Here is a 26857-nt window from a genome sequence, read left to right on the forward strand (position 1 = left end):
CATACGGGAGGCTTCACGCTCGTACAGCGTCCAAAGAGTCTCCTGGATGTTGGAAACGCAGGTACTCCTCATAATTCCGCCATAACTCAGAAACGACATGAGCGAACTGACTGGGTTTCGCTCATGTCGTTTCTGAGATTCAGAGAGGTACCCACCACATACACCCTTTTTCCCCATCTGCCTGTGGTGAAAGGAGCATCCCCAGGACACATTCCCTCTGACTTTGTCACGATATTCTTTTACAGGTGCGACCAGGGAAGGAGCGAGGGGCGATCCAAGCGAAAGGCCCACAGGTCCGTCGCCAAGGCACCGTTCGTGACACTGTCTGCAAGCAGTTGTCCGAGCCGCAGACCAAAGGGCATGCCATGTCCAGAAAAGCCCCCAACAAAGAACAGGCCAGGAAGACCTTCTGCTCTATCGACAATCGGATGCGCATCACTGACACATCCCATCAGGCCAGCCCAGCGGGCAGCAACCCGGAGATGAGAGGAAAGTTGGGGGAACAGACGCGGCACAATCTGCTCCAGTGCCTGCTGAACCACCGCAAGCGGTCGCTGGTCCCAGATGCCGACACCTCCCTCTGGCGCAAGGATACCACACCCCCCTACCAGCAGCGAGCCATCAGGAGTCTGCTGGAGATACTCCCCGTCAACCGCATCAACTCCTATGCCGACTGTAAAAAGCGGCGGCAGTGGTGCATAGGCGAGCATTTGTTCGAGGACCGGCACGAGGAACGGAGCCAGTTTGGGGAGCAACTGGCTGGTCCAGGCATTGACAGCGAGAATAACCTGGTGAGCCAGAAGAGTACCCTGGGTGGTCTGGAGCAGAAGTCCCTCTTTTTCGCTGTTCACCATACGCACTTCTGCCTGATACAAAGATGCTCCATGCCGCATGGCAGCCTGGGCAAGCCCCTGGACCAGGAGAGCCGAGTGGACAAGTCCTTGTTCTGGACGAAAACGCGCACCAACGATCTCGTCTCCGAGCGGGGTCTGAATCAGTTCCTGCGTTTGCGCTCGGTCTAACCAGCGTGCGTCATAGCCATCAGCCTGCAATTCAGCAATCTCCCTGCGGAACCGGAGGGCCTGTTCTTCGGAAAGCGCGAGGCGTAAAGAACCGGGTTCCCGATACGCACAGGCTATTGCTTCCTCAGCAAGCACCTGTCGAAGCAATGCGCGATTCTCTGTGGTGATCTTCATGACTTGCCGGGCGGTCTCTGCCCCCAGGCGTTCCTTCGCCTCAACATACGAGCCTGCTGACCCAATCCGCACAAACCCACCATTGCGCCCAGAAGCTCCAGAGGCGAGGGCTTCACGCTCCAATAAAGCAACAGGGACACCCGCACGTGCCAGCCAATAACAGGCTGCCGTCCCGAGAAGACCTCCACCAATCACGGCAACCTCGACGGAGGAAGGGAGATCAGAGGCAAGCGCAACCGTTGGGGTAGTACGCTGCCAATAGGAAGGAGGCACACTATCCATACTAACAATCCTTTCTCTTTAGAAGAAACCAAACAGAGGTTTCAGAGGCTGTGGACAAAGACGGTCTTTCAACAAGAACATCGTCCTTGTACAGAATTACTCTCATTCCTGTTGCCTTTTCTGTAGCCACTGCTGCCTTCTTTGTTCAAGATAGTGCTGAAGCATCTGGAGACGCTCCTCTCCGATGTCTCCAGCAAATTCCTGTGGTAAACGCTCATTTTTGAGAGCATTGCAAATTTCACACGCTGGAAGGCAGTTGAAGGAGCTGCTTGACCCACCGTGAATAATCGGAAGGAAGTGCTCCAATACTTCATATGGTCCAGTCTGGCAAAATGCACAGCAGAGGTTGAACTGACGAAGTGTTTCTACCCACTCCTCAAATGTGAGTGATGCAGCCTGCCCAATTCGCCTGGCACGATGGACTTGGCTATTGACGATCCGCTTTTCTCTTTTGACATCAATACGTTCATCAATTGGCGCCGTGACTACCTGGTTGCTGTAGTAGGCTGTGACAGCAGCATCGACGCGTGTTCGATAGAGCCAGCAGGTAATCACCGGACTGGCAACACCATGATATTCTGACTGGAGCGCTTGATCCAATCCATCCTCGAAAAGATCCCAATCTTCTAGAGACAGATATCCTTTGTTTTGAAGAAGCTTCAGTCCTTCGATCAGGTCTTCTCTTGAAAGATCGCTTCCCCATGTGAATTGTCTTCTCATTGCATCGTGCAGTTCAGCTAACGTCATGCTCAACCAGGTATCGGGATAACGCTCATAATCAAGATTGAAAGGGGCCTGAAAGTCTTTGAGGAAGTATTGATAGAAATCAGGAGAAATGACATCGGTGTAATTGCGCTCCAGCGTTCTGAAAAACAATTCGTAGGGACTTGGTATTTGAAAATAGAGATACAGATAATCTAAAAGAGCGGCAGCAATCTGATCACCATCGCAAATGGGTGCCAGCATCAACGATTTGCTTTCAAGGGCCAACGTTGCCATGTATAGTTCCTCCTTGGATAAGATCTCCTTTTCTTTTCTTCTCATTCTACTCCAACTTATTGCTCATTGAGTATATTCTCATACAAATATTTGAGAGAGGTCTGCAGGGAACGACATTCTCTTGAAACAGCCTAGAACAGAAAGAAATGAACAGCTTGCCTGCGATCTTTATTTCCTATGGATAGAGTAACCACGGTAGACTTTACCTATCAACAGAACGCTAGTGAGATGTGCGTCAGCGTTACTAGCATCTCCAAAGAAAACCGAGTATACTACCAAGTAGTTTCAATAAGAATTGTTCTGGAGAAGAGTAGGTCAAGAAAAGGGGAAAAACTTCCTCGTACTGAGAAAGCGATAGACGGCATGGCACTACGACGTAGCGTACCTGATTCCCTTCTAACAGACGAAGAAGATTTCGGAGCATTTATCGAGCGTATTCGCCGCCGCTGTCGCATACAAATCAAAGAGATTGTCGAGCTTTTTCCCGCTCATCTCAATGAACATACCTGTGGAAACAGGTGGAATCGCTATACGTACTCACATCTTGTAGGGGAAAGAAGACGCCGCATCCGCTTGCAAGAACTGCTTCCACTCTATACATGTCTGGTGCTAGCCGGCGTGCACTTTAATGCAGGTGAACGGAATCGGTTTCTCTTCCTTGCCTGGCGGATGATCGAGGAACCGGCAAACAATGATCCCTTTCCCACAGACGGTCCATGGGCCTTGCTTCTTCAAGAAGTTGCAACATTTGATGGCCTTCCCCTTTCTCCAGAGCCGAAACCACTGCTACACGTCTCTACGAATAATCTGATCGCCCCGTTTCCCGTTGATCTTCAAGAAGATCAACGACATCTCGTCGGGAGAGAGACCTGGATACACGAGATACAGTCCCATGTTCGCACCAATCCTCCTAGAAAATTGGTGGTCATCCCAGCAGCCCTTGGCGCAGGCAAATCAAGCGCGCTCCAACTCCTCAGGCGTAAACTTGAGGAACAAGGAAGCTATCAGGTGTTCTTCTTCACCTGCTCCACTGCGACGAATATGACTGCCGAAGAACGCCTGGATCGTTTTCTAGCCGACGCCTTTGTTTTTTTTCACCTTGACGCTTCTCAACAGGGGCACCTCTCTCTTCAAGAACGAACGGAAATGCTCCTAAAGTATGCCGCACAAGTGAACCACCAAGTCATCCTCTTCATTGACAATGGGGAAGTCATTTTACAGACAGATGGGCAACTGACGGCATGCTGGCATCAGTTTTTTCGAGCTGTAGTACACTATCAGCACGCTGCTACCTTTTTTTTTGCAAGCAGGGAATGGCCTGGATGGACAGAGCGCAATCGCTCCTACTTCACATTGCAGAAACTTCCTGCGCTCTCACCACAGGCTGGGGCTGCTATCTGGCGAAGAATGGGCTTCGACGACGTGGACGAAGAGCTTCTCCAACAGGTGAGTATCCGCTGCGGCGGCAACCCCTGGCTCATCGAATTGCGTGCCTCTACCCTGGCAGATCTTCCGTTCGACGAAGAAGACGGCATGCTCCAAGCGCCGGAAAATGCACAAGAAAACATGCATACCCGTCTCATCAGGCAGCTTTTACAAAAACCACGCTTGTTTGGCCCCGAAGCTGACCGTGAGACCCAGCACATGCTTCAAGAGGTCATTCGTGGTCATCTTTCGCCCCACGCCCATCTTCTCTTGGATGTGTTAGCGTGTTCGCCCCTTGCCCTTCCCCTCCATCCTTTGAAAGCATTCATCCCGCAAGTAGAAGAGGCGTTCGAGGAATTACAACATGCTTCTCTTGTTGATCTGGATACAAAGATCTATGCGCACCGTGCCCAACTCCTGCCAGTGGTTTCTGAAGCGGCCGTGGCGTGTCGGCTTACCGAACCATCTCGTCGGGAATCCATCGAGGAGATGGTGGCCGACATCTATGCACAGTGGCTCAAGGACGGGATTGAGAGCGATCAAGAAAAAAGCTCGGTCGTCACCGAACTCATCCTCTTTTCGCTCGGGAGAAAACGGCTCCTCGAAGCGGCAGAACAACTTTTACCTTATAGCTGGTTGCTTGCTCGCTTCGGACATGCCACGCGTATTGCACGCGTCGTCTACCATTTCATGGAAAGCGAGCCGTGGCGCTCCACACTTGGGCAGGAATGTGGAGGATTCCTCCTGCGCCACCATCTAGCTCCATATCTTGGGCAGAAAAGCTCCTACCAGGATCTGGAGTACGCCTACCAGCACATCTACTCGGCGCTGCTCTCAGGAGAAGTTTCTTTGTGTCTCTCTACCGAGTTACATGTGGTTCACCAATTGATGCGATTACATCGAGACTCGCTTCATTTCCAAGAAGCTGAACAGCTCATCGATCACACGTTAGAACGCCACCCAGATATGCAGCGTATCCATCCCACCCGCTTCGCTTCACTGCGAGGCAGACAGGCTGCATTGTTGGGAGCATGGAGCGACTATGCGAGCGACGAACAACAACACGAGCAAGCCCGCCTCCTGCGAGACCAGGCCATAGCGCTCCACCGACAATGCATCGGCCTCTGGGAAACATTGGAAGAACAAAAGCCAGCAGCAAAACGCAGTGGTGATCGGTATCGACGAGCCAGGCTCCTCAACGATCTGGGCTATTATTTGCGCAAGCAAGGACATGTTGAGCAAGCCCTCGCCGCCATCGAAGAAAGTTTACACCTGAAAACGGCGGGCTACGTTGAACCTGGCTCATTAGCCACAAGTTATAGCGAGAAAGCACAATGCCTTGCTGCTCTTGGCAAATTTCAGCTAGCTGTACACTTTGATCAGCTAGCCGTCGAGGATATCCAACAGGCAGCAGCTTCAGGAAATAGTTTGCTGCAGGAGGAGGTTTGGATTTATCTCGTTGAGCGTGGGAACCTCTTCTTGCGTCTTGGGAAGTTGCAAGAAGCAGAATCTCTCTTCCAAAAAGCATCAAACAACATTAGCAAAGATAGGAGATCTTATCGCGTCCTCGCGCAAGCAGGTCTCACTGAAATACGACAGTGGCGGCAAACCTCCCCCGAGGAAAAGCTCGATTGGCGCTGGTCATCTCGCTATCGTGACATCGTACGTTACGATCCCTTTGAGCTGATGACACCTGGAGCCTTTACCCGTTCCGAACAGGACGAGTGGGACTTTCTCCAGGAGCAGGAACCCAATGAGGAGAATCAGAAACGCATGGGAGAGCTACTGAGCCGCTCTCGCGACCGTGAGGTGCTGGACGCCGAGAGAGAAGGCCGCGATCCACAGTTCAGATACCCACGGATTCGCAAAAACCAGATCACCAAAACGATTGAAGAACTGGCAAGGCTCACCGCAGACATCGACTCGGCAGATGCTGCGATACGAGAACCCAATGCGCACGTTCGCACGTTCTACCTGGGTGTGGCCCAGGAACACACTTCCTACCTGAAAATGATTCAAGCAACGCATGACGGAGACACAACTGCCTTTCTGCGCTATAACGAAGAGGTCTACGGAAAACCCCTCGCAGAGGAAGTGGAACAGGCACTTACCTACATTGGTCGCCTGATTGCACTAGGACGGCAACGAGCAGATACCGTCGAGGTGAGTGATCAGGTGACGACATTTCTTCGGTCTATCGGCGCTCCACTGCGCATTCCAGCACATGCCGTCCCATTGGTCGTGAGGGGGCAACGAGCCATGCCTCCAGCAGAGACAATCAAGTTTTCTGCCTTGACACTGAAACACTTCCTGGATGCAACCTTACCAGAGTATGGCTTTGATGGGTGGCGGACACGAATTGATGCAACCGCCACGATCGAACGGATAGAGCAGCTGACCCAGGAGCTTATTTTGCCAGAGAAAGCGCGGACTCTGCCGGCAGTGCGTCGGCTCCTGAAAGAAGAACTCGAAGATCATATGCAGCGTGCTGTTCAGGGAGCGGCATCGCGCTTGGACCTGCTCGCGACTGGAACACGGAACTTTATGGCGACAGAGGAGGGGTTGGCCCAGTACGGGGATCGTGAGTTGGCTCGTCTCGTAGGAAAACCCGTAGAGGAGTTTACAGCTGGCAGCTTGTTTGGCACGATTTCGACGGGCCTGGCGGCTGGCGTCCTGACAGAGGCGCTTACCTTCTCGCGCCTCTCCCGCTTCCTGGTCCTTTTGCTTATCCTCTATAGAACGGTGATGGGCATTGACAAAACCGTCGAGCAAGCACAAAGTCGCGCACCATCCCTTGCCCGGCAACGATGCCTGCGCACGTTCCGAGGAGTACCCGATCTCTCTGTGCCAGGAGTAGCGCTGTTCAAAGACTGGCTCTACCACTACGGCTATCGCTGCGTCCTCTCTGCTATTGAACAAGACCCAAGGATACATCAACGGCTGATGGTTGGTGTTGTCGGCCTCGCGGATCTGGAAGCGTTGGCAGAACTTGATATTACTGAACCGTCTCTGCCAGTGAGGAGGCTTTCACAAGACCCTGAATTAGAGAAACGGCTCCTCGCGTTTCAGCTCTCGTAACTGGCCGTATCAGTAATCAATGGAAACCCTTCATGACTCTGTGATATGGTATGCTTAGCCCAGAAGTAGGTTATCTTGTCACAAGGAGTGGAACACATGCCAACAGAAAATGAAGGCGGCGAGGGCGAAGGCGGCGAAGAGTAGCGTGTTCAGCTAGTGAAGAGGGGCAACTCAGTGTTCGAGCAGTGAGTTGCCCCTCTTTATTTCTTCCCACCAAAAACATGGCACATGCATGTGCCACGAAAATGGCCCATATGTGACGACAGAGAGATCAAACTTTGGCTATACTTTCCAATAAGAGATGCACAAGGACTTGTGCTACGGCACATTACCAACTAAATAGCAGAAAAGCGTAAGTAAGGAGCATCGGGAGTATGCTCGCCCTCACCGACATCTTTGTTTGATAAAGATGTCTATGAGGGTCGGGTATACTTTGTGCTAGATGATCTCTAGTATGTTCTTTTCTTCTGCTGATCATGCAACTTGAAAAACTTTTCTCTCACGTCATCGCTTTTTTGACCAGATCAAATGCATGCGATACACTATAGACAGATCCATACGTTGGACGCATAGTGCTTAGAGAAAGATACAGGCATGATCAGAGACGAAAATCAAGGGATAGTCCTCTACTCCTATGAACTTTTTCGGCCATTTCCTCAGGTTGTCAATATTGTAACAACCCGTATAGGAGGAGTAAGCAGAGATCCTCTCAGTTCACTGAACCTTTCGTTTAGCAAAATGGTCGATGACGAGGAGCAGGCTGTGATTATCAATCGATCTCGCCTGTACAATCTCATCAATATAAAGCCAGAACACGTGGCGCAAGCAGAATTGGTTCACGGGTCGAACGTCGAAATAGTTTCTCATACAACGCCTTGTGGCACATTTGAGAAGCTTTCCCGCACGGATGGACTCATCACCGCTCTGCCAAATACGGCTCTTCTTATTCCCGTAGCGGATTGTGCAGCAATTTCCTTTTTTGATCCTCAAGCTCACATCGTTGCGATGATTCACGCGGGTTGGCGAGGGGCCACAAGAGGTATCATTTCGGAAACCGTCGAGAAGATGAGCACACTTGGCAGTCATCCCTCTGACATCCTGGTAGGCATCAGCCCCATTTTAAAAAGCTGCTGCTATCAAGTTCGTCAAGATATGGTTGATGCCGTAACACGTGCGTTTCCTACGCAAGCACAGGCTTTTTTCGTGTTGCAAGCAGACGATATTCATTATCAGTTCGACTTTTTGGCGATGCTCCGATGGTGCCTGGAAGAGAGTGGTATCCTTCCTCACCACATGGAGGATTCTGGAATATGTACCTCCTGCTCAACATCTGAGTTTTACTCGTATCGCGCAGAGCAAGGACCAAACGGCAGAACCGGCCGCTTTGCAGGCCTGATCGTTATGAGAGAGTGAGGAGACTCATGAAGGACAACACACAGCTCGAATATGTTTTTTAAGCTGTGCAGCCTCCTGCTTACGACCTAATTTGCACAAAAGAGTGGCATAGCGTTCCTCTGTGGTAATAACTTTCGGATTGTCTTCGCCCATCATCTTCCTCCGCATTGCTAACACTTGCCGATAAAGGTCCTCTGCTTCTGTATAGCGACCTTGCGCCTCTCGGAGAAGGGCCAGATGGTTGAGACTGTTTGCCGTCTGAGGATGATCTCGCCCTACTAATCGCTCGCGGATGACAAGCGATTCTAGGAGAAAAGCATCTGCCTCCTCATAACGATCTTGCCGCTTCTGCTCTATATAGAGCCATGCTAGATTTTGCAAACTTCTGGCAGTATCAAGATGCCAGTGACCAAGCAATCGTTCGCGGATGTCCCACACCTGCCGCAGGAGTCGTTCAGACTCCTCGTAGCGTCCCTGACTCGCATACAACAATGCCAGATTACTCAAACAATGTGCAGTTCTGGGATGCTCCAATCCAATACTTCGCTCGAAAATCGGAATAGCCCGTTGAAAGAGCGACTCGGCTTGTTCGCTCTTCCCTTCCCACAAATAGTATAGGAATGCCAGATTGTTCAGGCTCAAGGCGATATCCAGGTGATCCGATGGTAATGTCTGCTCACGAATCGAGAGTGCACGTCTATTCAGATGCTCACATTCAGCGTACTCACTCAACTCAAAATACACACGGGCAAGATTATAGAGCGATTGGGCAGTTGCTAGATGATATGCCCCCAACGTCTGCTCACGGATTGAGAGCGAACGTTGACAGAACATTTTGGCATCTTCATACGATGCACACTCCCGCAAGTAGTATCCCACCTGATTATATAAGGTGGCAGCTTCTGGGATTGCCAGTTGATAGGATTCTAGATAGGCGAGAGAGAGAGAAGCATGAGCCAGTAAGCGCTGGCAGCGAGGCCAGACGTCAACTCTTACCTCGGCAGGAAAGACTGTAGCCAAAGCCCGGATAACACATTCGGCCCACATGCGCTGTTCCGCCCCATTCAACGTTTCCTTGAGTATTATTTGCACTAACCGATGTAAACTGATGCTTCTCGTTTCGGTATTTCGGCGAATGAGTGAATACTTCCAGAGGACACTCACCGCCTCATCAAATGCAAAAGGATCTGAGGCAAGCAGGGACAGCCGAGGGCCTAGTTCTTTGGCTCCATCAAGAAACAATTCGATAGGGATGGCATCAGGATCGAGAAAGGCACAAACACGAAGGATGTCTGCTGCTGCTGGTAGCGCTCGTTCAACAGCAGCAAAAGAAATCGACCAGGTAGCGGCCACTGTTTCTGGGTGATCACCCAAAATGTCTCCGCGTAGCGATAAGAGCGCCAGACGGCGACGCGTTTGATACAGACTCATATAGTCAGTGAGACGGCACTGATGTTCTTCTATATAGGCTCCTGCTTGATCAAGTGCGAGAGGCAGTCCTCCCAGTTCTCGTGCCAGTTCTACTGCCAGATTGCGTTCAGCAATGGATGCGGCATCGAACGATGCATCAGGTGCGATCCAACTTGTTCTCCGTAAGAGAAAGAGCGCTCCCACTTCAGGTCGCAGTTCTTCTACCTCTAGACGACGTGCAATCCGCCCAAGTGCCTGCACACGTGTTGTCAGCAAGACATGGCCGCGACATCCCGTCGGCAAAAACTCCTGAATGAGCGTCAGGTCATCTACATTATCAAAAATCAGAAGCCACGAACGCTGCTCTCTGAGCCAGCACGCAATGGCCCGCAGGATCACGTCCTGATCCTGCACATCACGTTCTGGTAATTCCAGGAGGGAGGCGAGCGACAGCATGCCAGCAAGCAGATTTTCACGACTGTCAGCTTTCACCCACATAATCGCCTGATACTCATCGCGATACCGATAGGCATATTCAAGCACAGTTTGCGTCTTGCCCACGCCACCCAGCCCACAGAGCGCATAGGCGACGTGACCACCTGCATCAATTCCATTCTGGTGGAGGACGTGATGTAGGTCGGCGAGCTCCTTCTCGCGCCCGGTAAAGAAGGGATTACGTTGATAGGGAATATTCCAAATTTCCCGTTTTCTCAGTAAATCTTCTGGTTGCACTCCTAAATATTTCGCCAGTGACTCCAGTTTACCAGGCGGGATCGGTGCCCTTTCATCGAGGATGCGCCAAAAAGTACGGTCTGCAATATCCACGTCCCTTATTACAGCCGCAACCCGATGAGTACCCATGCAGGCTCGAACATTATTCGGATATTTTCGCTTCTTCTCTGTCTGCTTTGCCATCTATCGACTCCTTCCGGCTTGCTCAGCCAGAAAACTGGCAGGATTTTGGCACGCTTTTGAGTTCACTTTCGTGGATTGAGCGGTATACACTTTATGTAGCACAAGGACTTGTACTCCCTAATGTACCTTACCAATTGAATATATAGACAGAATCCGAGAAATAACCAGTGGCAGCAGTGTTCTAAGTTGAGCTTATTTGTCGCGAAATGGTTCGGGAATACCCTCAGCAAAGAGGGGGAACGAGTAATCTAAACGGTAGACATCTCCACGATCTGTGAGATACTGGATCTCTAAAGGATGTCCTTGATCATCAAAGGTGCGACGGAGAATCTTAAACAAGCCACTTGGATCATCTGGAGACAATCCAAAAAGCTCCCGTTCAACGCTAGAGGCTTGCACCATATCTACTGTTTCTCGGCACCACGTAGGATTCTTTCCAAGTTGGCGCATGAGCTGATACAGATCAAAGTCTGGCTTGTTCATTTCTGGCATCAAAGAGGCAAACCAAAATGGCACATAGCTATCACAAATTGCAACAACTGTGTCATTGCGACGCTGGAGATTGCGATGGAAAATGACTGGTTCTCCTGGCTTCAATTCAAGGAGAGATGCGATTTCTTCATCTGCATATTGCATCTCCAGTTCAAGTGTATCCTTACTGGCAGCGTGGCCAACGTCAGATACAAAGTCGCCCCTCCGCGTCGAGAGCATGCGGTCTCGTACGTTGAAGTTCGCTACAAAGTAGCGATTGATTGCAGCATTATTTGGCCCTGTTCTTTCCCGAACAGGTTGAACTTGCACCAGTCCTTCGACGGCGAGGCGTAACAAAGCCGTTTGCGTCTCGATATTATTGAGGCCATAAACGTCCTTGATTGTTTTCACTGTGAGTAGTTGCCCAGGCCGATACTCACCGGTGAGGATTTTCTCTCGCAGATCAAGAATAGCTTTCGTCACTCGTGATTGCGTTCGCAACTCTGGTGGAGGGGTCGCTAAAATTTTTTGGGGAGATGGTCCTCTCATATATTCCCCCGTTGCGCATGTCTATTCACCAAATCCAACAAAGCCTTAGCTTGCTCATGCATGCTTTGCACCATTAGTTCAATCAGTATTTTCCCCTTTGCTGGATCGGCTTGCTCTGGCGCTCCCCAGGTCCCATCGCGGGTGACTGCATAAGACCCAAGAGCCTGGAGAATTGCCTGGGTCTTTGCCGGGGCAATATTTGGTTCAAAATGAATAGCAGCAGGAAGAGACTCTGGAACCAGGTGAGGCCAGTACGCCTGAACAATAGATACTTCCACGGCTCCGGCGTGAACATCTTTCGCGCCAGTTATCTTACTTTCATCCCAGGCACGCGCGACCGCTGCAATTGATGGAATGACCGCAGTATGAATGTTCTCCGTTGCTGAGATCTCGGTTGCGAGGGTGGCCAACACATCGTTTCCTCCATGCCAGTTAACAAGAAGGAGAAGCACAGGCATATCCCATGCCTTTAAGCTCCTTGCCATATCATGCAACAAAGCAGCAAGCGTGCTGACTTGTAACGCCAGAGTCCCCAACCCTGAGTGTTCATATGAACAGCTAAAAGGAATAGCAGGCAAGAGGAGCGTTTCCTCTTTTCCAAATGATTGCTCTAGGTTCCCAGCGAGTAATTGCGCGATTCTCAGGTCGGTGTCAATGGGCAGAAATGGCCCGTGCTGCTCGCAACTTCCGACAGGGAGTACCACTATTTTCCGTCGTAGCCCTCGAAAGGAAGGGGCAGCGTTCGATGTATCCATAGACTAATGACGTCCTTCTACTAAAACCCAGCAGTCTGGGAACTTTTCCTAAGAGCTTCTGGATAACAGCTCTCAAATTAAAAACTGAAAATGATTCTTTGAAAAACACTTTCATTGTAGCATATATTAAAAACGTTCTTCGATATATTTTTTCAAGCAAAAGCCTTGACATTTCAAATTCCTTATGCTACTCTCATTTTAGAAAGATTCTTTCAAGCTTCGAAAGATATCTTCCAGACAATCATCAGATCAGAAAGAATGGTAGGGAAGCAGAGGTAAAAACAAAGACGCCTGGAGCTGCAACTCCAGACGCCTGAATGTTTTTGACCCTGGGTATCTGAGCTTCTTTGCTGCCACGGTTTCGCAGTCACCACAGCAAAGAGGCTCCTATTTGAGCCAGCCTTTCGGCTGGTTAAAAAAATCGGGTCCTATGTATCATGACATGCTTTGGCCCGATCTGTCAATCTCGGAAGGGAAGGACTCACACGATGGGCAACAAGCAGCTTCGAGGATGGAAATTTCGTGGGGCGACCCTTGAAGATCTTCAAGGGCATCTAACAACACCTCACTATTTCGATCCCGATGACCCTTTCTTCTTCGATGAACCAAAACCATCGGAACAAGGGCAAGATCTTGCATGCCTGCCATCTGCCACTCCTGACCAACACGCATTCGAGAGCGTTCAATTGGTCACAGGTCCTACAGCTTGGAATGTGCAACTCAGGCTGAGCGAAGGCACATTCGCAACTCAGTGGTATCTTCCCTTTTTGCCAGGAGAATTTCCTCATGCTCCTGGCACTTTCTTCTGGTTTCATGGCGATCCCTACCTGCTCCAGGGAATTGCTGGGTGCAGGACGCTACGTGTATTTGCCCTCTCACGCGCTCTTGATCCACAAGATGATCCAGAAGACTTTCTGGTTTCACTTTGCGATCTGAGAAGGCTCTGGGGAAAACGGGCCAACGCGTTCAAAAAAATGACGCCCTTGCAGGACGTAAGTTTCGCCCAGCCTGATTTTGATCAGATCGCTGTGCATTACTGCTATCAGGTTGAGGCAATGGAGCTACCTGCTGATTTGTATGAACGTCTTCCAGAAGATACGCGGCGCTGCTATGTGCGGTTCGTCTCACCGTGCGGCGAGGCAGGATACTTTGCAAAGGTGGCACAGACGCCGAAGCAACTTGCGGAAGCTCGCGCCATTCCGCTTGCTGTACACGATGCACAGATCTTGGCCTCAGTCATTCAGGATGCACAGATGCTTCCTATCAAGGTGCAGGATATCCGCGTCCTCCCGGTATATCTTCTGCCCGGTACACTCAGGAGCAAAGTGAGTACTTCACTTTCTTTCCTTCTTTCCATTCCTGGCAGCCATACGGAAGCTGCTCAGTATGATGCATCTGCCTCGATGGTTGGATCGCTTATCAGCGTGCAGATGGAACGCATCCAGCAGTGGGCCAGGGATACCTCCTCAGCACTCTTCGACATTGCCTACATCGCCGTCACGGATGATGTGAGTGCCGATGGATTACGGAGAGTCGAGGTAGCGGCGTTTGTAGATCGGCTGACCGGGAGTCGTAGTGGATCGGTCTATGAATGCTGGCTGGATCAGGATACCATTGCTCAGGCACTTCCCTGGACTCCCGCATTTGACCGGCACTCCTCCCATGTACGCCGCGTGCAGGCAACTGCCTATGCGCTCGCACATGGAGCAGCACGACCGACTGTCGAGGATATCACCAAGGCTCTCCCTCGTCCACGAGCCGAGGAGCAGGAAGAGCTTGCGTTCATGGCATCGAAGAACATTCCTATTCCGACGCCCCTGATCCAACCGCTCCTTGAGGCAGCTGACAAAAGCAAGCACGAACCGTGTCAAGGGGACCTGATTCGCCTCGCCCGTCTCGTCGTACAGCAAGCGTACGATGAGCGACGATCTGGGCGACGGGCTACTGATGCTCACGCCGATCTCCTCGAATTCATCGACCTGGCTGAAGGCTGGATGAATCGGCAGCGCGTGCAACCGCGCATCATCGGCTTTGGCCCAGCTTACGAGGAACAGATGGTCGAGCGAACAGTTGAGATCATCAGATACGATAATCCCTCACCAAAACGGCATGAATCGTTTAAAAGGGTTATGTTAGAGCGTCAGTACGAGCAGCGGATTGAACAAAGATACCACCTGGTGGGATACCACCTGGTGATTGGAGTGCCGCTCTCAGTCAAGATTCCACCTGATGTGGATCTGGAAACGGTACTTCAGGTGCCGCGCAGAGAAAAAATCTGGGGACAACTCATTCCCAAGGAGGTTCTTCATCAGTAATTTCTGGACATACATTGCCCTTTTGTCGCACAATCACTCAAAAATGCACTGAAAGGAAGAAAAAAGACCAGACGCAGGATCTGAACAACAGGCGGAGGAGGCAGTGTGGAGGACGCCAGAACAGGCACGGCTCAAAGAGAAGCTAGTCTGGGATCGGGCATCTTATTGTTTCTTTTGATGAGATGAAAAGTGCATAGATGGTTCCTTCTTGCGGAGAGGCAGATACCAGTGGTTACATTAGAACTGTGCTATGAAACAGCTACAGGCAGAGGGGTTGTGAAATACTTGCATGATAAAGCCTCTACTGAAAAGTTGCTTAAATCTCTTCACAAGCGACATATCGAGGCAAAGCTCTACGTTCAAGGCGCTTTGGACGAGCGGGGCAATCGGCAAGAACCAGTAGGTGGTGTCATCAAGGCTTCTGGTGAGACATGGAATGGGCGACATGTGGAGTGGATTTGGTGGTTGTGGCCGCAGGTGTTTGAGAGTGACTTCTTGTTGAGGGGAACATAACAGTATTTCCACACTCATTCCCATTTTTCTTGAAACATGCTCTTGATATGCTTCTTTTCAAATCGTAAAAGGACGAGAAACGTATGCGGTATTATCTGGAACTATGGATCGCGGCTCCCAAGCCAACACCAGATCTTCTGCTCGATACCGAACTTCCAGGAGATCCGCCTCTACAACAGCGAAATGCTACAGTGAGAGCTCTCCTTTTTGACCTTATGAAACAGTATCGTCTCCCCTCTGTCGCAAAAGTGATTGTGAAATATTATTCCTCAGAGGATCACACATGTGTGGGTGGGAAAGTACTTGAACATGTTATGCTTCCTTCCAGAAAAGATCTTACTGAAATGTCGTGATCTTGGCAACGAAGATTTCCTTCTTTCCGAGTAAGGAAGATATGACTCATTCTAGTAAACACTGCTTTTCTTCTCGTCGCGGTTCCAGGAGGCTTCACCAGAAAGGTTACTCTCATGAAAAAGCCAAGTAAACGAGTTATACTCATTTCGCTTCTTCCTGGCATTCTCACCTTTATTATCATAAAGCAGTGTGCAACAGTCCCCCTCAGTCTCATCTTCGCACTGTTGGTAACACTTGCCATACTTGCACGAGTCTTTGTAAAAAAGGGCTTCTGAAAGCTGAACGTGCCAACAGCCACACAAACCGAGCTACTTGCTACGGAATTACGTTCGCACTTGCAACAAGGAGAGAGGTAATTCTGTCACATGGGCCATTGAGTCCAGAAGAGCAGGTCAGGTTTTGGCACGTGCAAGAGTCTTATGCGTCTACCTGTTTGAACAGCACACAGCAACCACCCTGGACGATCTCTAGGTAGCTCGCAACGATTATCCCCACACTCCACAATGGTTGGGAGTGCGCCGAGAGCTTCTGGGCGCGCCATGGGAAACACTATCAAGCGCCTACCGACCCATACCGAACTGAGCAGACATTACTCCTGCCGAAGCGCAGTATTATCAACAATATAGTTTCACCAGCTGTGGCTTCTTCTTTGAAGATCTGGATCGCATCGAGTCACGCAATGGCATTGTCTTTGCTCGCCGGGCTATCAGCCTGATCTGGTAGGCGACAGATGTTGATCTCCAGCAGAGCTTCCTTGAGAACCTTCGCGCGGCTAAAAGCTTGCGTACAGCGCTTACAGGCACAGATCTGTATAGGCAATTACCTGCTGTTGCTATGTTGCCCCAAGTGCTCTCCTGCACACAGTGAAGCGCAACGGCGTCGATCACACCATAATCAGAATAGCTTCCGATTCTTCATTCCTGCACACCGCTTCCTTTGACTCTCCAACCACACCATTTCTCAAGGTCCCCGTTATTCTTCTCTCCCCATCAATCCAAGGAGGACGACGATGAGCAGCAAACCAATCCCTTCTTATGCCAGCTTTCGCCAGGTCTCCATATTATGTGGGAATAAGCGTTGCGTCCGCTGCCGGCAGGAACGAGAACGACGCAGGCAGCGGCGGGCAGAGCAATCATCATCATTGGGGGCATCTTGCTCAGAACCCTCTTGGAAGGGACATGGACCGTATTGGTACGCGTACTGGAAGGAGGGAGGTCGTTCGTGCTCCTGTTACGTGGGAATATGCCTTCCACCTGGCATCGTCGCTTGATTTTTCTGTGCTCTAGTTCAACAATTGATTGACGCAACAGTGCGTTACAGCTGAGGAGTTCCCTCTCATGAAGCAGAGAAAACCTTCTTCTCTTCGTCCTGAATCATCATTACCAGATCGCGAGCGGCTTTGGCTGATCTTCGCACTGGCTCTCTTCATCGTAAATACTGCGACAGGAAGTGTTGCGAAAACGCTTCACTTTGTTGTTTCTCTTCTCCCGCGCTAGGCGCAGCAAAGAAGCCTTCGTAGCGACTCGAACGCACAGAGGAATACAACCATGGGTTATCAACAGATACAACGTACTGTCACGTTAGTAGAGCTGCTCGCTATTCTCTCCGAATGGACCTGTGAAGGAGCAGTTCTGATCACGCTTGAGAAAGACGCCAACGGAAATCCAACGCGTGCGGTACTTGTTGATCATGGCCAGCAGAGACGCGCCGAATATACGGTCGGACTTGTTTCTGAGCCGCCTGAGCCATATATCTCCCCAGAAGAGCACATGCGCCAAGAGACCATCGATCAGGCGTACGCTCTTGTTGACGAAGAGCCTGACATCTGTATTGAAACCTTCTACGAGAGCGATTGCCACAGGATCTCCTGCTGGCGCGTTACAATACTCTCACTCAACTGGCAACCAACATTGCCCTATGGGTATTGTTATACCGCTCACCAATTGTTGATGATTGTTGAGGAGGCTCTAGCCATCTACCGACGTATCGTAGGCTCCTCTTCAGATCGTACGACGACAGCAATGTATTGCGATCATGAAAAGATGAGTAGCATGCACCAACGTGCAGGCACCCCCTACGTTCATCTCCGTATTCGCTGTACCCAGTGTGGCGAGATTACAGAAGATGTTGCCAGCCAATCGGATGCGGCAGCATTCTCTGCTCAGAACGGAGATGGCACCGTTCGGTCGCTTCGTGATGGAAAATGCTTTCAGTGTAGCATGCCTCTGCCTCCCATCCTTGAGAGACCATCAGCGCAACACCGGCCTCTGTTGCCACCTCCCGCGCGACCCCGACCTCAGCCACCACGCTGTCGCTTTCGCCTCAAATGGTGGTGATCATATTCATCAGTGTTGTCTCTGCTTGCTTCGGTCTCCTCATACCATGTGTAGAAGAGATACTTGCTTTTGTTTCTTTGAGGGAGCAGCTTGTATGTATTGCATTGCGTGTACGAAATTCATTCCGCCTGGCCAGGTCGGCCACTTCGTTGGGGGCTTTCGTGAAGCGCCCCTTTGTCGCCCATGCTCAGACAAAGCACGCGGCATTGTTCCTCCACAAAAAACCGTCCAGCTTGATCTCATCCCAGGTATGCAGGTTGGACACCTGCATGATCAGGTCATTAGCGATCTCCTCGATTATCAACGCTGCGGCGGGATATGGAGCGAATTGCTCGCTCCAGCAGACTACTGGTGCGAGTGGGAGATTCGGAGGTTTGGCGGAACGTATACGCTGGGCCTCTTCTCACAGAGCGGCATCCCTGAGCGACCCCGCTCTTACTGGCAAGGCGAAGGGATACAGAGTGGCTCGTTGAGCGGGGTTCTGCTCTACCGCTCCATTCCTCGAAATCTGTGGTGATGGTATCCCCAGCACTCTTCTCTCTAAAGATCTACCTAACAAACAAGGAGGATGATCATGTCCTTGCTCGAAGAGGATATCTCCTCTGAAGATTTTGAGGCAGGTGTTCTGGCCCAACTGGACAGCCTCTCTCGTAAAGCGCTGAGCCTGACCCGGAATCCGCAGGAGGCGGAAGATCTTGTACAGGAAACGATGCTCAAAGCGTTTCGTTTTGCCCATCTGTATCAGCCAGATACGAACCTACGGGCCTGGCTCTTCCGCATTCTGAATACGTCAGCGATCAATCACTATCGTAAGCAGGCCACCCAACCACTCCGACTTCCAGACCAGGAAGTCGATGGTTCCCACATGAGCGCCTCTTTTCCTGATTCAGAATATATCGTGCTCTGTCAAGAACTCAGCGATGAGGTCTGGCACGCCCTCAAAACGCTCTCTCCACTCTCGCTGAGCATCCTCCTGCGTTTCAGCGAGGGAATGAGTACGCAGGAGATCGCGACTGCACTCTGTATTCCGAAAGGAACAGTACTCAGCCGCTTACATCGAACCCGCCAAACGCTGCGGAAACAACTGGCGGGGTATGCAATCAGAATGGGATATCAGATAAAACGAGCGAAAAAACAACGGGTTCTCTGTAAGAGAGCGATGAAACTCTGGGAAACTTCACCGACCAGCGAAAGCACGGGAGCGCTCACGCATTGACCAGATACATGCTCTTGCGGGGCAATTCCCAGAGGAATCATTTTCCATCGATGGCAAGTACCCGTGCTTTCGTTGCATGCCCGATATGATCGCCCTCTGGCTCTGACTCTACGAGAGCGTACTCCCCTCTTCATCAACCCTTTGAGAAACGAGAAAAGTGAACTATGAAAACAACGGTTCTCCTCAACGGCAAACAGCCACACATTTGCTTGCCAAAGCTTGTCCTGTTCTATGATGTGAACGGGACCTATGGTGCCTTTTCTAATCTTGCGCCCTATCCCATCGAGCAAGATGGTGTTTGGTGGCCGACGGTCGAACACCACTTTCAAGCGCAAAAATTCCACGAGCCTTCCTTGAGGGAACGCATACGGCAACTCCCGTTTGCGGAACAGGCAGCCGTTATGGGGCGTAGCCGCCACTTCCTCCTCCGTCCCGATTGGGAAGACGTCAAGTATGAGATCATGCGACGCGCACTCTATTGCAAATTCACCACACACGCTCCTATCCGCGAGTTGCTCATTGAAACGGGAGAGGCTCTCATCATTGAAGATGCACGCGATGATTACTGCTGGGGCTGTGGGCGTGATGGAAGTGGCCGCAATATGCTGGGTCTGCTCCTCATGGAACTGCGGACTGTATTGCAACAACGAGAAAGGTAAACCACTATATCACATACTCCTTTAACACCAGAAGAGCAAGCCAAGCTCCTGGCCGCGCAACAAGACTCACTGCTCAACGGAGATCAGCTCCTCGCGGGGACGAATCTTCCCACTAGTCAGTATGGATGGTGGGTGTTGGATGGATTAGTGGTGAGGGATGAATCAGGGAAAGAGCAAGCGGTACTGCAGCAACAGCAAACATATCTGCAATAAGCAGCCAGGCCGATGCTTGCCTATCCACAGGGTGTCGATGGACAGGCATCAGCCTTAAAAGAGCTGAACTCTCCCTGGACTATCTAGGGGCATAACCCATCCCTTTTCGCCCTTGTACCAGAACGTCACTTCACACTGCTCCTTTCCGTTTCTGAGAATAAGATTCATGCGACCGGCCTCTCTTCTTGCAGCAAGCAAACCAGTACTTCTTCGAGGAAAACCATGCCTATGACACCACGTCTCCCATGTCAGCTCAGCAAAAATCAACAACTGATTTTCGCCGCTATTGCTCACACCATTCATCAACAGGGAATGCCACCGACTATTCGCGAGATAAGCCATCTGACCGCTCTTCGCAATCCTAGCCAGATTGACTATCACCTGAATCACTTGGAACGGTATGGCGTCATCACCCGCGTCCCCAAGTGTCGCGGCATTCACCTAACCGACCTTGTCCGCTCTCTTCCTGTACTCGGTCAGCTCCATAACCAGCATTTGAAGCTGTTGCTTCATCCGTCAGTGCTCGACCGTTTCCCCTTTCCGTATGCCATCAACGTTGAGGGGTCTATCTGGCAGAGCGATCACATCTGCCACGGCGATTATCTGCTCATTTCAGGCTCCTATCAACCAGGAGACCTACTTTTAATCACTCAGGAACAGGACGATACCCAGATCGCTTTCCTCAAACGCTGGAACCTTCAAGAGCAGGTGGCCGCTCTGCATCCAGCGCATCCTGATAATATCGCGCCACCTCTGATGCTTCAGAGAGAGTACTGGGAACATGCCTGGAGGGTGATCGGGAAGGTGGTTGCACTCCATCGTTTTGTCAGTTGTCCTCCCCTGAGCGCGAGCGGTCCAGGAGAGCAAACAGGTCGAGGTGCTCACTAGATGAACGATCCCTTTCCGTGCCTCCTGCACGGCACTCAATCGCTTCCCACTGGCTCACAGGCAGGAAGTCCCACCAACGATGCGCGTCACCTATTGGTTGCAGAAAGAAAACGAGGAGGTTTGACACTTCTTTCCTCCGCGACGGGAGAGCCCCACAAAAGAGCATTGCGCGAAGCGTGGCTGCACGAAGCTGCAACACACTTCATTGCGTATCTGGATTCGCTCGGTATCTCCTGCCCTCCCGTTCGAGTTTCCTGCGGCTTTCCCTCGGAAGCGCGTGCGATCGGCCAATGCTTTGATGGAGTGGTGTGTGCTGACGGAATACCACAGATCTTCATCTCTCCAGTGCTGGGCGAGAGCATCGAGGTGCTCAGCACACTCCTACATGAACTGTTGCATGCCGCCATTGGATGCGAATGTGGACACGGAAGGTTGTTTTCGCAAGCAGCCCGCACAGTCGGATTGGTTGGCAAGCCAACCGCAACCACTGCTGGGGAGGCGCTGCGCCAACGACTTGAGGCCTATGTCCAGCGCAATGGTCCCTATCCACACGCCGCGCTCCTCCAAGGTGGCAGTCGTATAGGAGAGCAACATAAGCGAAAATCAGGCAGTCGTTTACGCCTCTTTGAGTGCGCCTGCACCCCGCCGATCAAAGTGCGGGTTGCCAGGGATGATTTACCGGTTCTTTGCCTCACCTGCAACCATCCATTCCATCAGGTGGTTCGTTAAGCTCTCATCAACAAGAAAGGACAAGACGTTGCGGTACTGGAACGTGGCAAAGAAAAGGCTCGGCAGCATCCATGAACATCTCATCGCCACCTGCTTCATTCGTGCTGCTACAGCGCAACATCGGCTTCTTACCTACTGGTGGCTCCATTGTTTTGCTGTTCTGGTCGTTGTATACAAAGCGGTGTTCGGTCTGCACGATCATGATCCCGTGTGATCGCACCATTTTCGCACAGAAGTATCAGCTTCTCTCCTACAATCAACGGATGCGCAGCAACACATTTGTTTGAAGAAGCCTACATCTCTTGGCGACGGTCCACCAGGGCCTGGTCGCCCTCTTCCGAAAGGAGGCGCAACAACGTGCAACCATTCACGCTGCATCTGAACGACAAAGCAACTGTCGAGGTCTTGCAGTCGCAGGCATCATTTTGTGGAATGTACAAAGATCACTATATCTGCGTCAATCCCCTCAGCCATTACATTCTCCTCCCGAATCAGACACAGGTGCTCAACTTTGGAGGAATGGCCATTTACACTGTTTCATCACAAGACGCAGGTCACGTCATAGACTTGTTTCTACATACCAAGAGCCAAAAGAAGGCCTCTCCCACCCAATCTCGCACTCCTTCTCGACGTGCTGCAAGAACGACTCGCAGAAAAACCCGCTAAGTCACTTTTGCTTCAACACATCGCAGTGCTGTCCCTCCATGATTGAACCAGGAGTACAATTTCTCATGCCCCACGCACTGGGATTACAGTGTTCACCACTAGCAATACGAGCCTGGCGAACTCGCATGAGAGCCGTTCTCGCACACGAGGACAGAAATGGTTCTATCTGTTTTTGTCGTCTCTGCTCTTTTAGATAAGGAGGTGATCCTCTCTCGTTTCTCTCCACTTTCTTTTCTTTTATCCCCCATCCAAGCGCGATTGCTTCTGCACAACTGCGCTACGAACAAAGGAGAACATATGCAGCGAAGAACATTACTCCCTACAGGGAACCAGACGCATCCAGGTGGTAGTTTCTATGGAGCCACGCCCGATCTGGAACACCGCCCACACCACGCAGGTCTGGGAATCCTCTCGGACTCGGTTAAACTGTTTGTTGGACAGACCCTGCGCGCTCTCGGTCTGCTGGGCAACCTCATTGAGCTAGCAACCTCGATCCGAGCATTATTCATCCAACTCTTGGCAAGCCCTGGTACCTTTGATCCCGGCCCAGTCGTTAAGTTTCTGCTGATGGCATTCATCAGCGTAGCGATACAAGCTGGAGCCTGGTTGCTGGTTCTCAACCTCGCTGATTCAGCGGTCAAGCATTTTGAGGACCATGTTGAGGCTTCTCAAGCACCAATTGTCACCCGCGGGGAGACACGCTGGAAGAAATTTCTGATCTTTACGTACGAACTGGTCAGCGGTGCCATGACCGTCTGGTGGGATATTACCTTCTGGTCAAGTATTACCCGTGATGGCTTTATCATCAGTTTGGGGACAGGCGTTCTCTTTTTCAGCAGCCTCCTCCTCTGGCCGCTAGGAACGCTCATCGCCAAGCCTATCCTCAATCGCCGCAAACTTGCTAAAAAGGTGGCCCGTCAAGCGGTACAGATCGGACCGGCTTTCGCACCGGGCATGATCCAGCCCGTACAGATCACCCCCATCGTCGATGGCAGTCTCGTTCCCGTAAACAACGCAGGCGTCGTTCCCTATCAGCACCAGCGTTAATCTCTCTCCCTCTCCGCCCAGTTTATGAACTGGGCAGAGGGGGACAAAGGAAAGGATGCATGTCATGCTTCCACAAGATCCACATGACAACAAACTACTCACCGTCGGCATCATATTGATCGCCGCCCTCATCATCTTTGCGAGCACAATTCTCACCCTGGCCAACAACCTCCACATCCCCAACGGTCAGAATGTTGTCGCTATTGGGATCGCCATCGTCATCGTAATTGGTTTGCTCATTGCGCTGTTCCACGATCAGTTACTCGCTTGGTATCAGTCTCATTTTGGAGGAGAAAATGAGGGTGACCACTACGCTCTTCCAGCACCAGGGCAGACGCAAGCGAGTGCTTATTCCTCTGATGAGCACTACTACACCTCGCCAACGGGAGGGGGATCATCTCCTGACCTCGGTGGCCCCGTGCTAGCACTCGCACGGAACTGCCCGCTTCCGTATGATTCAGCCCTCAACAGTACGCTTATTCTTGAAAAGCCGCAGACACGTCGAAGACTGAGTGTCACACGGCTCTATCTTGAACAGCTTGGGCAGTTCCAGCAGCCTATGCTGATCGTCACTATGAATCCCAGCTATGCTTCTCTCCTTCCCTTCTTCACCAACGGATGGCTCGCTGGACATGCAGAAGCGAGAGAAGATCGTCTCACACTCCTCAACCGTTACCAAGCACGACACACTGGCAATGAGAAAGCACGCTACGCCATCCTTAATGAGGAGAATGCTTCTCTGTTCGGTGCGAGAATGCTCCAAGTCGGGGCGCAAGTGGTCCTTGACTGTAGCACCTTTGATACCCCTGAGCAGGCAGGTCTGGTTCTGAGCAGGCTTCTGGAAGGATTGCGATCCTGCGACGTCCTGGCCTGTATTGCCTTTGTTGAAGCGCATCAGTGGATTCCCAATGGAGCTTGGCCTGGTATGATCCGGGATCTCCAGATCGCCACGCAAGTGCGCACGAGCATCGAGCAGCTTATGGCGGAAGAGAAGCATGCCATCTATCTGACGGCTGAAGTGCTACAAGCGCTTGATCTCTCGCTCGTGAGACGGTGCAAGCTCTGGGCCATTAACACGGTTCCAGACATGGCTGATCAAATATTCATCCAATACTATTGTGGGATCAGCGAACTGGCCATCCAACGTCTTCAACAGGTAGGGATGCTTGTGGACCTGACCACTCGGCAAGGAATGGAAGTGCTGTTTCATCCCAACAAATCGCTTCACGAAGAGGAAAGCGGTGGCCGCAATACGTCTGGGCTATTGTTCGATGATTTAAGCCAGTTACTCCCAGTTGTCCAGGAGCATGACCCAAAAAAAGCTGAGGCTGAGGACGGTCAGGAGAGGGAAGAGGGGGCAGTGGAAGGATCATCCTCAGCCAGAAAGGCTTTTAGTCGGCAGCTGATGGCCTACGCCGTTGCGCTTGCTGCCACGGGGCCGCAGCATTTCACGCAAACAGCACTCAAACGGCCCCCAAAGACGCTGCTTGTCCAGGACAATCTCCCCATCACCTTCGTGGACCTGGCACAGGAACTCCGCTTAAAAAATGCCCTCTCTGACAAGGATCTCCTGAGCAGCGAGCGGGCAGCTTTCTTATGGGAGGAGGTTCAGAAGCTCTCGGACGAGGAGCGTGCCGGGTATGAGCAGGATATCGAGGGTGCGCTCCAGGCCATCATCGAGCGACGCCGGCTCCTGCAGGAGGCAACGGGAGGAACACTCTCTCGCTGGCAATTGCCGTCCATCACGACCATTTTCCAGCCAGCCCCCAAAGAACAGACCATTAGCCGGGACGAGGTTCGGGCAATGGCTCAGAAAATTCAACTCCTCCTGGACGGACAGAGAGTCTATGCCGACGTCTTGGAAGAGTACATCAAAGTAGGGGCGAAGATTCTCAGCTTTGGTATTCTTCCGACTGGCCTTCCTCTCAAGGATGGAGACAATATCGCTCGTGATCGTTCTGGTGCCATCATTTATACGAAGGAAACGAGAATTGCTGAGATCACAAAACTCAAGAAGGATATCCAGGCGCGCGTACAGGCAAAAACCATTCGGATGCTTGAGCCGATCCCTGGAGAGGCGTGTGTTGGCGTCGAGATTCCTAACCCGTATCCGACAACGGTGGTTGTCCGCGATATTCTGGAAGACCCTGAGTTCCAGCGTGCGCATCTCAAGTCCGGATTGGTCATCGCCATTGGACGTGATCTTGCAGGCAATGTTGTCTACCTGGATATGGAGGATTCTTCAACACCGCACCTCTTGATTGCAGGCTCAACTGGTGGAGGAAAATCCGTCTGTGAAAACGTGATTGCAGCCAGTTTGCTCGCCTACTACTCGCCTGACGACGTGAAATTGGTCATGATCGATCCGAAACAGGTTGAGTTCGGGCTGTATCGTGACCTTCCCCATCTCATCGGCGGGAAAGTGCAGACCGACGTACGAGCAGCCGCTTTCGCGCTCCAGGACATAGAACGCGAAATGCATCGTCGGTACTCCATCTTGTCCAAGTACCAGGTCAGCAACATTCAAGAGTATCGACACGTACGGGCGGAACGGCTCAAGGCTGGTGATCGGACGATCGAACATCTTCCATCCATTGTCGTGTTTATGGATGAACTCGCGGCACTCATGAGCCAGGCAAAAACATTGGTCGAAGAAGAGGGTCTGGAGAAAACGCCAGAAGAGACTATCTGCCAGATTGCTGCCCTTGGCCGAGCGGCAGGTATCCACCTGATTCTTGCTACCCAACGACCGACGGTTGATGTAGTGACAGGGAATATCAAAGCCAATATTCCCACGAAACTTGCTCTGCTCGTTGCAAAACCGGTGGACTCACGCGTCGTTCTCGACGAGAACGGTGCAGAAGAACTCCAGGGGAGGGGAGATGCCATCTTCCAGTCTCCCATGCACAAGTCATTGCGTGTCCAAGCTGCATTTATTACGAAGGATGAGGTCAAGGCGCTCGTCGAGTACTGGCGCACCTGTCAGCCGCTCACGGGTGAGGAAGGCGTTGCCCCCATCGATGCAACTCACATGCACCAGCAGTCCTTCCTGGATCTCCCCGTTGTTCCAAGTCCTGCACCAATGGAGCAGGCAGAGGAGCAACCGGCAGCAGATGATCCGCTCGCCGCCCATCTTGAGGCATTTCTTCGCGGCAAGCAGCTACCATTTGTGTTCAGCAAGCTTTCTAACGAACAATTGTATCCATTTGTCGAAGCCTGGACGAGCCAGCGCCCCACAGTGACGCGCGATGAGATCCGCATCGAGTTTGGTGTGAGCCAGACCCGAGCAGGCACGATCCTGATCTGGCTCCATAAGCGTGGCATCATTGGGGATACTCAAAGAGGGGGAAGACCCAGGCAGGTTCTCGTCTTCCAACAGCACGATGGTGCTGTCTTATCAGAAACAACACTATCCCTTGAAGAAACATCTGTGTAGTCGCCCTTCT

Annotated in this window: 20 protein-coding genes; 15 read left to right on the forward strand and 5 right to left on the reverse strand. The window is 51.5% G+C overall.

Features of this window, described 5'->3' with window-relative positions; all coding sequences use genetic code 11:
- Window positions 1–239 precede the first annotated feature (239 nt).
- Together K3T83_RS53885 and K3T83_RS53890 are read right to left on the reverse strand one after the other, a co-directional pair.
- Complete coding sequence (locus tag K3T83_RS53885) at window positions 240–1478, reverse strand: NAD(P)/FAD-dependent oxidoreductase (RefSeq protein ID WP_220211395.1); 1239 nt, start codon at window positions 1476–1478, stop codon at window positions 240–242.
- Window positions 1479–1580: 102 nt separating this feature from the next.
- Window positions 1581–2477 (reverse strand): HNH endonuclease, encoded by an 897-nt coding sequence (locus K3T83_RS53890; RefSeq protein ID WP_220211396.1) that lies wholly within the window; start codon window positions 2475–2477, stop codon window positions 1581–1583.
- Window positions 2478–2840: 363 nt separating this feature from the next.
- On the opposite strand from K3T83_RS53890, the gene K3T83_RS53895 reads away from it, so the two are divergent.
- Together K3T83_RS53895 and pgeF are read left to right on the forward strand one after the other, a co-directional pair.
- Window positions 2841–6980 carry a tetratricopeptide repeat protein gene (locus K3T83_RS53895; RefSeq protein WP_220211397.1) on the forward strand — a complete coding sequence of 1380 codons (4140 nt, stop codon included), beginning with the start codon at window positions 2841–2843 and terminating at the stop codon, window positions 6978–6980.
- Between the two features lie 594 nt (window positions 6981–7574).
- On the forward strand, window positions 7575–8393 hold the full coding sequence (gene pgeF, locus K3T83_RS53900; protein ID WP_220211398.1) for a peptidoglycan editing factor PgeF: 819 nt from the start codon (window positions 7575–7577) through the stop codon (window positions 8391–8393).
- A gap of 6 nt (window positions 8394–8399) precedes the next feature.
- On the opposite strand, the gene fxsT is transcribed toward pgeF, so the two are convergent.
- The 3 genes from fxsT to K3T83_RS53915 form a co-directional block, all read right to left on the reverse strand.
- Window positions 8400–10700 carry an FxSxx-COOH system tetratricopeptide repeat protein gene (gene fxsT / locus K3T83_RS53905; protein ID WP_220211399.1) on the reverse strand — a complete coding sequence of 767 codons (2301 nt, stop codon included), beginning with the start codon at window positions 10698–10700 and terminating at the stop codon, window positions 8400–8402.
- Window positions 10701–10892: 192 nt separating this feature from the next.
- Window positions 10893–11720, reverse strand: a complete 828-nt coding sequence (locus K3T83_RS53910) for a GntR family transcriptional regulator (protein ID WP_220211400.1) — start codon at window positions 11718–11720, stop codon at window positions 10893–10895.
- Window positions 11717–12475 carry a creatininase family protein gene (locus K3T83_RS53915; RefSeq protein WP_220211401.1) on the reverse strand — a complete coding sequence of 253 codons (759 nt, stop codon included), beginning with the start codon at window positions 12473–12475 and terminating at the stop codon, window positions 11717–11719. Before K3T83_RS53915 ends, K3T83_RS53910 begins: the two co-directional genes overlap by 4 nt.
- A 488-nt stretch (window positions 12476–12963) precedes the next feature.
- On the opposite strand from K3T83_RS53915, the gene K3T83_RS53920 reads away from it, so the two are divergent.
- The 13 genes from K3T83_RS53920 (at window position 12964) to K3T83_RS53975 (ending at window position 26847) form a co-directional block, all read left to right on the forward strand.
- A complete protein-coding gene (locus K3T83_RS53920) occupies window positions 12964–14790 on the forward strand; it encodes a hypothetical protein (RefSeq protein ID WP_220211402.1) in 1827 nt (608 codons plus the stop codon).
- A gap of 1455 nt (window positions 14791–16245) precedes the next feature.
- Window positions 16246–16380, forward strand: a complete 135-nt coding sequence (locus K3T83_RS58510) for a DUF3536 domain-containing protein (RefSeq protein WP_220211522.1) — start codon at window positions 16246–16248, stop codon at window positions 16378–16380.
- A 286-nt stretch (window positions 16381–16666) separates the two neighbouring features.
- Window positions 16667–16927, forward strand: a complete 261-nt coding sequence (locus tag K3T83_RS58825; RefSeq protein WP_505912374.1) for a DUF6788 family protein — start codon at window positions 16667–16669, stop codon at window positions 16925–16927.
- A gap of 67 nt (window positions 16928–16994) precedes the next feature.
- Complete coding sequence (locus K3T83_RS53930) at window positions 16995–17153, forward strand: hypothetical protein (RefSeq protein ID WP_220211403.1); 159 nt, start codon at window positions 16995–16997, stop codon at window positions 17151–17153.
- Between the two features lie 51 nt (window positions 17154–17204).
- Window positions 17205–17993, forward strand: coding sequence for a hypothetical protein (locus K3T83_RS53935; RefSeq protein ID WP_220211404.1), 789 nt, complete (start codon window positions 17205–17207; stop codon window positions 17991–17993).
- Window positions 17994–18087: 94 nt separating this feature from the next.
- Window positions 18088–18510, forward strand: a complete 423-nt coding sequence (locus K3T83_RS53940; RefSeq protein ID WP_220211405.1) for a hypothetical protein — start codon at window positions 18088–18090, stop codon at window positions 18508–18510.
- 57 nt (window positions 18511–18567) lie between these two features.
- Window positions 18568–19209 carry a sigma-70 family RNA polymerase sigma factor gene (locus K3T83_RS53945; protein WP_220211406.1) on the forward strand — a complete coding sequence of 214 codons (642 nt, stop codon included), beginning with the start codon at window positions 18568–18570 and terminating at the stop codon, window positions 19207–19209.
- Window positions 19210–19373: 164 nt separating this feature from the next.
- Complete coding sequence (gene ybiA / locus K3T83_RS53950) at window positions 19374–19868, forward strand: riboflavin biosynthesis intermediates N-glycosidase (RefSeq protein WP_220211407.1); 495 nt, start codon at window positions 19374–19376, stop codon at window positions 19866–19868.
- A 441-nt stretch (window positions 19869–20309) separates the two neighbouring features.
- The gene (locus tag K3T83_RS53955; RefSeq protein WP_220211408.1) at window positions 20310–20969 is read left to right on the forward strand and encodes a LexA family protein; all 660 of its coding nucleotides are present in this window, start codon (window positions 20310–20312) and stop codon (window positions 20967–20969) included.
- Window positions 20970–21698, forward strand: coding sequence for a hypothetical protein (locus K3T83_RS53960; RefSeq protein ID WP_236065349.1), 729 nt, complete (start codon window positions 20970–20972; stop codon window positions 21696–21698).
- 71 nt (window positions 21699–21769) lie between these two features.
- Window positions 21770–21985, forward strand: a complete 216-nt coding sequence (locus tag K3T83_RS53965; protein ID WP_220211409.1) for a hypothetical protein — start codon at window positions 21770–21772, stop codon at window positions 21983–21985.
- 676 nt (window positions 21986–22661) lie between these two features.
- Window positions 22662–23411 carry a hypothetical protein gene (locus K3T83_RS53970; protein WP_220211410.1) on the forward strand — a complete coding sequence of 250 codons (750 nt, stop codon included), beginning with the start codon at window positions 22662–22664 and terminating at the stop codon, window positions 23409–23411.
- A 64-nt stretch (window positions 23412–23475) separates the two neighbouring features.
- Complete coding sequence (locus K3T83_RS53975) at window positions 23476–26847, forward strand: DNA translocase FtsK (RefSeq protein ID WP_220211411.1); 3372 nt, start codon at window positions 23476–23478, stop codon at window positions 26845–26847.
- Window positions 26848–26857 lie beyond the last annotated feature (10 nt).

Source organism: Reticulibacter mediterranei, assembly GCF_016587455.1.

Bases quoted from the DNA above. Each gene is read 5' to 3' on its own strand.
- K3T83_RS53885 (WP_220211395.1), bottom strand. From the start codon at position 1,478: ATGGATAGTGTGCCTCCTTCCTATTGGCAGCGTACTACCCCAACGGTT.
- K3T83_RS53890 (WP_220211396.1), bottom strand. From the start codon at position 2,477: ATGGCAACGTTGGCCCTTGAAAGCAAATCGTTGATGCTGGCACCCATT.
- K3T83_RS53895 (WP_220211397.1), top strand. From the start codon at position 2,841: ATGGCACTACGACGTAGCGTACCTGATTCCCTTCTAACAGACGAAGAA.
- pgeF (WP_220211398.1), top strand. From the start codon at position 7,575: ATGATCAGAGACGAAAATCAAGGGATAGTCCTCTACTCCTATGAACTT.
- fxsT (WP_220211399.1), bottom strand. From the start codon at position 10,700: ATGGCAAAGCAGACAGAGAAGAAGCGAAAATATCCGAATAATGTTCGA.
- K3T83_RS53910 (WP_220211400.1), bottom strand. From the start codon at position 11,720: ATGAGAGGACCATCTCCCCAAAAAATTTTAGCGACCCCTCCACCAGAG.
- K3T83_RS53915 (WP_220211401.1), bottom strand. From the start codon at position 12,475: ATGGATACATCGAACGCTGCCCCTTCCTTTCGAGGGCTACGACGGAAA.
- K3T83_RS53920 (WP_220211402.1), top strand. From the start codon at position 12,964: ATGGGCAACAAGCAGCTTCGAGGATGGAAATTTCGTGGGGCGACCCTT.
- K3T83_RS58825 (WP_505912374.1), top strand. From the start codon at position 16,667: ATGAGCAGCAAACCAATCCCTTCTTATGCCAGCTTTCGCCAGGTCTCC.
- K3T83_RS53930 (WP_220211403.1), top strand. From the start codon at position 16,995: ATGAAGCAGAGAAAACCTTCTTCTCTTCGTCCTGAATCATCATTACCA.
- K3T83_RS53935 (WP_220211404.1), top strand. From the start codon at position 17,205: ATGGGTTATCAACAGATACAACGTACTGTCACGTTAGTAGAGCTGCTC.
- K3T83_RS53940 (WP_220211405.1), top strand. From the start codon at position 18,088: ATGTATTGCATTGCGTGTACGAAATTCATTCCGCCTGGCCAGGTCGGC.
- K3T83_RS53945 (WP_220211406.1), top strand. From the start codon at position 18,568: ATGTCCTTGCTCGAAGAGGATATCTCCTCTGAAGATTTTGAGGCAGGT.
- ybiA (WP_220211407.1), top strand. From the start codon at position 19,374: ATGAAAACAACGGTTCTCCTCAACGGCAAACAGCCACACATTTGCTTG.
- K3T83_RS53955 (WP_220211408.1), top strand. From the start codon at position 20,310: ATGACACCACGTCTCCCATGTCAGCTCAGCAAAAATCAACAACTGATT.
- K3T83_RS53960 (WP_236065349.1), top strand. From the start codon at position 20,970: ATGAACGATCCCTTTCCGTGCCTCCTGCACGGCACTCAATCGCTTCCC.
- K3T83_RS53965 (WP_220211409.1), top strand. From the start codon at position 21,770: ATGAACATCTCATCGCCACCTGCTTCATTCGTGCTGCTACAGCGCAAC.
- K3T83_RS53970 (WP_220211410.1), top strand. From the start codon at position 22,662: ATGCAGCGAAGAACATTACTCCCTACAGGGAACCAGACGCATCCAGGT.
- K3T83_RS53975 (WP_220211411.1), top strand. From the start codon at position 23,476: ATGCTTCCACAAGATCCACATGACAACAAACTACTCACCGTCGGCATC.